Below are 7,658 nucleotides of genomic sequence, written 5' to 3'. Positions count from 1 at the left end.
GCTATGATTGTGTCGCCCACAAGGGGCTTTTTTGGAAAATGAGAGATAGAATATTATTATTGTATCCTTCATTTTACGAGGGGCTTACGCCACCATCGCTATGATTGTGTCGCCCACAAGGGGCTTTCTTACTCCCATAGATAATCATCAATCACAAAATATAATCCTCTTAATCCTAAAATCCTTAAATCCTTGTTTCGAAAATCCAATCTGTGCAATCAGTGCAATCTGTGAGAGGATAATCCAAAGGAAGAACGAAATTTCGTCGTTCCTCATACAACCGAGTTATGCAGTTTCCACTTTATTTTAGGATAGCTTGATAGTTTGTTTGTTGTGGTTGACCAGGAGGTCAACACTCCATTATTTTTGCCATCAGGATAATATCCTTGTTTCTAAAGCTAAAATTGTATGAAATATCTTCGGTGACTTCGGTGGCTAATTATAAAAATCCTTTAAATCCCAAAAATCCTGTTCATCCCAGACCTATCATCTTTTTGAATCTGTGCAATCTGTGTAATCTGTGAGAGGATATTATTTCTTGCGGAGGAACGGCGTCCTCCATCTACACAAAGTATAACCTCAGTTTCGGGCATTTCTCTGTTCAGACCCAATTTTACCCTAACCGATTAAAACACTACCGATGCAAACTTTTCTTGACACAAATCAGCTAACTAAAGATAAAGAATTTAGTCACCAATTTGGGGTGGCTGACAACACCGAAAAGCAGACATTGACTTTAATGTTACAAAGCAATAGATAAGAGATATAACTGAAAGACAGGAGAAAAAAAACTTAAATTCAAGGAGAAATAATGAAAAAAGAAGTAATTATTTGTGTGGCAATACTATCACTATTTTTGCTACTAACGCTTTCCGCTTGTATTTGTGTCAATTGCAATGATAATTGCGAAAAAGGGGTAAGTGTAGATGGAGTCAACTTAAAATACAAAAATTCAGTGTCTCTTTCCCAGCGTTATGAAGATGACAATCTAAAAATAGAAGGTGGAACTTTATCTGTTGACCTGAAAGGACAATCTAAGCCACAAGCTGACTTGCAAGTAGAATATTGGGAATATGAACCTGGAGATGCCACTATTCTTTTGAAAAAGGGAAAAATATCCTGGGAAACTAAGTCCAATAAACCTGTATCTTTAACAAGAATTACTGGAAGCATTCCCGAAGGCCTAAACTTGACCATAGAATCAGGAACAGGGGAAACAAAACTGGATGCCATAAAGGGAAATCAATCCGTCCTCATAGATAATGGAACAGGTAGAACTGAAATATCTAACAGCCAGTTTAATCAGCTTAATGTAAATAGCGGAACCGGTTATGTCACTCTTATAAATACCACTATCAATAAATGTTCCATAGAAACAGGCACCGGCTCCGTGAACCTCAAAAATAGCGTGATAGAAAATGCTGAGATAGAAACAGGAACAGGAGATTTAGTTATTGATAAAAGTAAGATAAACAAGCAAAACTTCACAACCGGAACAGGAAAAGTTAGGATACAGAATTGAGTTTATCTCTCTTCAATAAATTGGCATTAGTAACTACAGTCACACTACTGGTAGCCATAGCTATTTCTGCAATTACAGGATGGAGGACACCCAAAGCAGCCAAAGGAATGGCAATCAGGTTATAAAAAAAAGCCCAGAAGAGATTTTGTTTGATTTTGGCAAAAGTCCTTTCGGAGAGGTCTATGGCTTTAGGAATCAGTTTCAGGTCGTTTCTCAAAAGAGTTATGTCGGCGGTTTCAATGGCAATGTCGGTTCCCAAGCCCATAGCGAATCCAATATCTGCCTGTTTCAAAGCGGGAGCGTCATTTATTCCGTCACCCACCATTCCCACAATCAGTCCGCTATCTTGTAATTCCTTTATTTTCTTGGCTTTATCGGCAGGCAGAACATTTGCCAAAACTTGTTTGATGCCACATTTTTCTGCAATTGCTTTAGCGGTTGTTTCATTATCTCCACTCAGCATAATGGTTTTTATTCCACGCTTATTTAATTCTTCCACAACTGGTTGAGCATCGTCTTTAAGTGTATCGGCAAGGAAAAACCAGGCAAGCAATTCCTTTTCGTTTGCCAGACCAATTTGGGTGGCAAAGTTATAATTCTCAGGACTGGGTGATTTTAGTGCAACTCCCTGTTCCGCTAAAAAATCCGCATTTCCAACGCTATATTTTTTGCCGTTGATTTTTCCGCTAATGCCTTTTCCAGGGAAAGAAACAAACTCCTCACGAGCGGGTAAATCTCTATTTTCCACTGCCTTAGCGAATGCCAGAGCCAAAGGATGTTCAGAGGATTGTTCCAAAGCTGCGGCAAGCAGGATATTATCCATATCCTCACCGCTAAAACTATGTGTCTTAATCAGTTCTGGTGTGCCTAAAGTTAAAGTTCCGGTTTTGTCAAAGACGATGGCATTCAGGTCTTTCATTCTTTGCAAGGCCTCACCATTGCGAATCAGAATCCCTTTTTTTGCTCCCAATCCGCTTCCCACCATCAAAGCGGTTGGGGTTGCCAAACCGAGAGCACAAGGACAAGCAATTACCAAAGTGGCTATAGAAGCCATTAAAGCAGCGGCTAAACCTTGGGAAGGCAAGCGTAAAGGTAAAACGGAAGTTATTGCAGAGGCAATGTTTTGCATAAAATTGGGGAACAGCATCCAGGCAGCAAAAACGCAGATAGTTAAAATTAATACGGCGGGGACAAAAATAGAGGTTATCTTATCGGCAAGCAATTGAATGGGAACTTTGGAATGCTGCGCTTCACTAACTAACCTGATTACCTGAGCCAAAAAAGTATCTCTGCCTATTTGGGTTGCCTGAATTTCCAAATAGCCATCCAGGTTTATTGTAGCACCTAACACATTATCCTGCGGGTTTTTAGCTACAGGCATTGATTCTCCCGTCGCCATTGACTCATCCACCGTGCTGCTGCCTTTGATGATTATTCCGTCCGTGGGAATTTTGGCACCCGGTTTCACGCTAAAAATATCCCCAACTTGCAGCTGAGCAATCGGAATTTCTTTTTCCTGACCGTTATCCAAGATAATGGCTGTTTTGGCTCCTAAGCCGATAAGTTTTCTAATTGCCTCGGAGGCCTTGCCCTTGGCTTTGGCTTCAACATAGCGACCCGTTAAATGAAAAGAAATAATCATCGCGGCAATTCCGGCAAAACTATGCGGAGAAATATCTTTCACTATTAAGGAAAGGGGAGCCACCAAAAGCGAAGCAATTGTGCCAATGGCAATTAACACATCCATATTGGCTCCGCCGCTTTTTACTGATTTATAGGCAGATACATACACGCTCCGTGCCGGAAAAACCATTGCCACCAAACTTAACAGAAACATCAGCCAGGCATCTGTTTGGTGGCCAAATACATAAGTGCCGAAAATCATTGCCGGCAACATCAAAATTAACACCAAGATAGTCAGCAGCCAGGAAAACCACATCTTCTTTCTGGCTTTCTGCATCTGGACAATTTGTTCGCTTTCTCTTTCCGCTTCGGAGGGGCGAACCTTAAACCCGATTTTTTCAATGGCACGCTGAAAATCCGTGAATTTTGCTTTGCGGTCATCATAAACAATGTATGCTTCTTCCAAAGCCAGGTTTACATTTGCTTCTTTAACTCCCGACAATTGGGAGAGCGCTTTTTCGGCACGCGCGCTGCAAGAGGCACAATGCATTCCGTCAATTCCGATGGTAAGTTTGCTTTCCATTTCTGTTTTATCCTTATTGTTATAAAATTCTACTCTATAGATATGATATGTTAAAATGGGAAAAAGGCAAAAAAAATGCCAGGAATATGATTGGTAAAAACAATATTTTCTGTCGCTCGCTACAATAGCAGCTGCGAAATATTGGGAACTTAGTGCCAAATGGAAGGTTAGAAACTTGGTGTCATCAACCCGTCTTCTGCTCCTTTTCCACTCATCGTTGAGGAGGAGTTTAGGTCGGGAGGAAGAGGAGAGGATGAGGAGATACTTGTTTGGAATGGGTTCCCGCAGAGGACGCAGATTTCGTTCTTACTTTGGATTATTCTCTCACAGATTACACAGATTACACAGATTGGATTTTCGAAACAAGGATTTAAGGATTTAAAGGATTTTTATAATTAGCCACCGAAGTCACCGAAGATATTTCATACAATTTTAGCTTTAGAAACAAGGATATTATCCTGATGGCAAAAATAATGGAGGGTTGACCTCCTGGTCAACCACAACAGACAAACTATCAAGCTTGTATAGAATCAAGCGGAAACAGTAAAACTCGGTTATAAGGGGAACGACGAGGATTTCTTTCTTCCTTTAAATTATCCTCTCACAGATTACACTGATTACACAGATTGGATTTTCGAAACAAGGATTTAAGGATTTAAAGTATTGTATTTTGTGATTGATGATTATCTAAGGGAGAAAGAAAGCCCCTTGTGGGCGATACAATCATAGCGATGGTGGCGTAAGCCCCTCGTAAAAAAGAAAGATACGATAATATAATTTTAACTCTCTTCTTCATAAGAAAGCCCCTTTGGGCGATACAATGATAGCGATGGTGGCGTAAGCCCCTCGAAAAATAGAATTTAGACAAAAGTTCCGTCAGGAACGATACATACTAACGACGGGTTTTTAACCCGGCGAAAAGAAAAACGGTAAAATTAGTCCCAGCGGGACGACAGATATGATCGACGGGTTTTAACCCGGCGAAAGAAATAATGGAGGGTTGACCTCCTGGTCAACCACAACAGACAAACTATCAAGCTTGTATAGAATCAAGCGGAAACAGTAATACTCGGTTATAAGGTGAACGACGAGGATTTCTTTCTTCCTTTGGATTATCCTCTCACAGATTACACTGATTACACAGATTTAATTTTTGAAACAAGGATTTATAGGATTTAAGGATTTTAGGATTAAGAGGATTATATTTTTAACTGACGAGTAATCGGCTTTAAGTCAAAATCGGCCTTTTCTCAGAGATTATTTGTGGCCTTAGTTAAAAAATAGGGGAAACAAATGAAATGAGATGGAAGATCACAAGAAAACCGATTTTAACTCAAAGACCGATATAGTGATAGCGATGGTGGCGTAAATAATCTGTCGGTTGTCAGCTGTCGGCTTTAAGTCAAAATCGGCCTTTTCTCAGAGATTATTTGTGGCCTTAGTTAAAAGATTGGGAAAAAGAATGAAATGAGGTGGCAGATCACGGAGAAAACCGATTTTAACTCAAAGACCGATATAGTGATAGCGATGGTGGCGTAAATAATCTGTCGGTTGTCAGCTGTCGGCTTTAAGTCAAAATCGGCCTTTTCTATGAAATTATTTGAGGCCTTAGTTAAAAGATAGGGGAAAAGAATGAAATGAGGTGGCAGATCACAAGTAAAACCGATTTTAACTCAAAGACCGATATAGTGATAGCGATGGTGGCGTAAGCCCCTCGAAAAAAGAAAGATACAATTATCTTCTTATTTTCTCATCTTCAAAAAGAGTCCCTCAGGTCAACACAAGATTAGGCAAAAAGACAAAAAAGATAAAAATACTTGACCTAATAGCCAAAGCAAAACTTTATGAATTTTTAGATATGTTTAAGTGAGGTATATAAATGCGGAAATTATACATTGCTGGTAACTGGAAGATGAATAAGGGTTTAATGGAAACGCGGGTATTTGTGCAAAAGGTGGTTAAGGAAATAAACAAGCAGGTTTTGGGAGATGTAATACCTTTAATTGCACCGGCTTATCCATTTTTGGAAGAGGCCTTGAGAGAAAGTTTCAGTTCCGCTTTACAAGTGGCTGCTCAGGATGTATCTTATCATTCTGAAGGTGCTTACACAGGCGAAGTGTCTGCTCAAATGCTGGCATCAATGGAACTTAAATATTGTATTGTGGGTCATTCCGAACGCCGTCAATATCATAATGAAACAGACGCAATGGTAAATGCCAGAATGCTGAAGCTTTTTGAGCATAATATCACTCCCATTGTTTGTATTGGAGAAACATTGGCTCAAAGGGAAGAGGGAAAAACGGAAGAAGTGATCATCAATCAGCTTACCGGTTGTTTGGAAGGCATAAAATTGCTAAAGGGGACGGAAATTATTCTTGCTTATGAACCAGTGTGGGCAATTGGAACAGGCAAAACTGCCACTCCTTGGCAAGCGCAAGAAGTGCACAAGTTAATTAGAAATTGGCTGAAAAATAACTATGGAGAAACCGTTGCCAAGGAACTCTCCATCCTCTATGGGGGCAGTATAAAACCGGCAAATTTAAAAGAACTTTTGGAAGGTGAAGATATTGATGGTGGCTTAATTGGAGGCGCATCACTAAAAGAAGAGGACTTTCTGGAAATGGTGAAGATAGCGGTGGCAAGTAAAGGAGAAAAATGTTAGACCTAAAATTTATGCGTAATAATGTGGAGCTTGTGCGGCAAGCGATAATTAACAAAAATGAAAAAGCGGATTTGGATGCCTTCTTAAGCGTTGATGATCAGAGACGCAAACTGCAATTTGAATTTGATAATCTGAAAGCGCATCAAAACAGTGTTTCAGCTATCATCGCGCAAAAGAAAAAAGCGAGTGAAAAGATAGATGACGAACTGGCTGAAATGAGCAAAACCGCGGAAGAAATAAAAGAACTTGGCAATCAGTTAAATTCCGTAAATGCAGAATTGGAAGCATTGCTTTTAACCTTTCCCAATGTTCCTCAAGGGGATGTTCCGATCGGAAAAGATGAATCGGCTAATGAAGTAATAAAGGTCTGGGGTGAACCAAAGCAATTTTCCTTTGCTCCCAAAGATCATTTGGAATTGGCTATCCAAAATAACCTGCTGGATTTACCTCGCGGGGCAAAAATCAGCGGTAGTGGTTTTCCTGTTTACACTGGAGAAGGGGCGCGTTGGGAACGCTATATAATTAATTTTATGCTGGAGCTGCATCGTCAGAAACATAACTATACAGAGTTTATGGTGCCTTTGGCGGTAAATCGGAAAACAATGACCGGAACAGGTCAACTTCCAAAGCTGGAAGAAGATATGTATCATATTGAAAAGGATGATTTTTTCTTGATTCCCACGGCAGAAGTTCCCCTCACTAATATGCACTCCGATGAAATTTTGGTCTGGAAAGACCTGCCGAAACGCTATGTTGCCTACACACCCTGTTTTAGAAGAGAGGCGGGTTCCTATGGAAAAGAAACCAGAGGTCTGCAACGCTTGCATCAATTTAATAAAGTGGAGCTGGTTCAGTTTACGGAGCCGGAAAAATCGGCGGAGGCATTGGAAGAAATATTGGCAAATGCCGAAGCGATATTACAGGCATTCAATTTGCATTATAGAGTGGTAACTTTATGCACGGGTGATTTATCTTTCGCATCTCAAAAGACATACGATTTGGAAGTATGGGCTCCTGGAACGGGTAAATATCTGGAAGTAAGTTCTGTTAGCAACTTTGGTGATTTTCAAGCCCGCCGAGCTAATATCCGCTATCGCGATAAAACCGGCAAAGTGAAATATTTGCATACTTTAAACGGTTCCGGAGTAGCCACGCCGCGTTTGCTGATTGCTATTCTGGAAACATATCAACAGGAAGATGGAAGCATAAAATTACCTTCCGTGCTTGAGCCATTTTGGCAATTAAAAATATAATACTTCAGGAAGAAG

At 40.2% G+C, this 7,658-nt stretch carries 4 protein-coding genes; 3 read left to right on the top strand and 1 reads right to left on the bottom strand.

The window, feature by feature from the left end; all coding sequences use genetic code 11:
• Positions 1–811 precede the first annotated feature (811 nt).
• Complete coding sequence (locus ABFC98_00490) at positions 812–1,522, top strand: DUF4097 family beta strand repeat-containing protein (protein ID MEN6444506.1); 711 nt, start codon at positions 812–814, stop codon at positions 1,520–1,522.
• Here the strand turns inward: ABFC98_00490 and ABFC98_00485 are convergent.
• Positions 1,506–3,728, bottom strand: a complete 2,223-nt coding sequence (locus ABFC98_00485) for a heavy metal translocating P-type ATPase (protein ID MEN6444505.1) — start codon at positions 3,726–3,728, stop codon at positions 1,506–1,508. The two genes, ABFC98_00490 and ABFC98_00485, sit on opposite strands and share 17 nt — an antisense overlap.
• A 1,879-nt stretch (positions 3,729–5,607) precedes the next feature.
• Here ABFC98_00485 and tpiA point away from each other — a divergent pair.
• Together tpiA and serS are read left to right on the top strand one after the other, a co-directional pair.
• Complete coding sequence (gene tpiA, locus ABFC98_00480) at positions 5,608–6,390, top strand: triose-phosphate isomerase (GenBank protein ID MEN6444504.1); 783 nt, start codon at positions 5,608–5,610, stop codon at positions 6,388–6,390.
• The gene (gene serS / locus ABFC98_00475) at positions 6,384–7,643 is read left to right on the top strand and encodes a serine--tRNA ligase (GenBank protein ID MEN6444503.1); all 1,260 of its coding nucleotides are present in this window, start codon (positions 6,384–6,386) and stop codon (positions 7,641–7,643) included. Before tpiA ends, serS begins: the two co-directional genes overlap by 7 nt.
• The last annotated feature ends 15 nt before the right edge of the window (positions 7,644–7,658 follow it).

It is taken from the genome of Candidatus Cloacimonas sp. (assembly GCA_039680785.1).
Lineage (GTDB): Bacteria > Cloacimonadota > Cloacimonadia > Cloacimonadales > Cloacimonadaceae > Cloacimonas.
Note: the sequence above shows the minus strand (reverse complement) of the source record. Positions and strands in the feature narration are given on the sequence as shown.

Coding starts and splice junctions, on each gene's coding strand:
- ABFC98_00490 (MEN6444506.1), top strand. CDS start 812: ATGAAAAAAGAAGTAATTATTTGTGTGGCAATACTATCACTATTTTTG.
- ABFC98_00485 (MEN6444505.1), bottom strand. CDS start 3,728: ATGGAAAGCAAACTTACCATCGGAATTGACGGAATGCATTGTGCCTCT.
- tpiA (MEN6444504.1), top strand. CDS start 5,608: ATGCGGAAATTATACATTGCTGGTAACTGGAAGATGAATAAGGGTTTA.
- serS (MEN6444503.1), top strand. CDS start 6,384: ATGTTAGACCTAAAATTTATGCGTAATAATGTGGAGCTTGTGCGGCAA.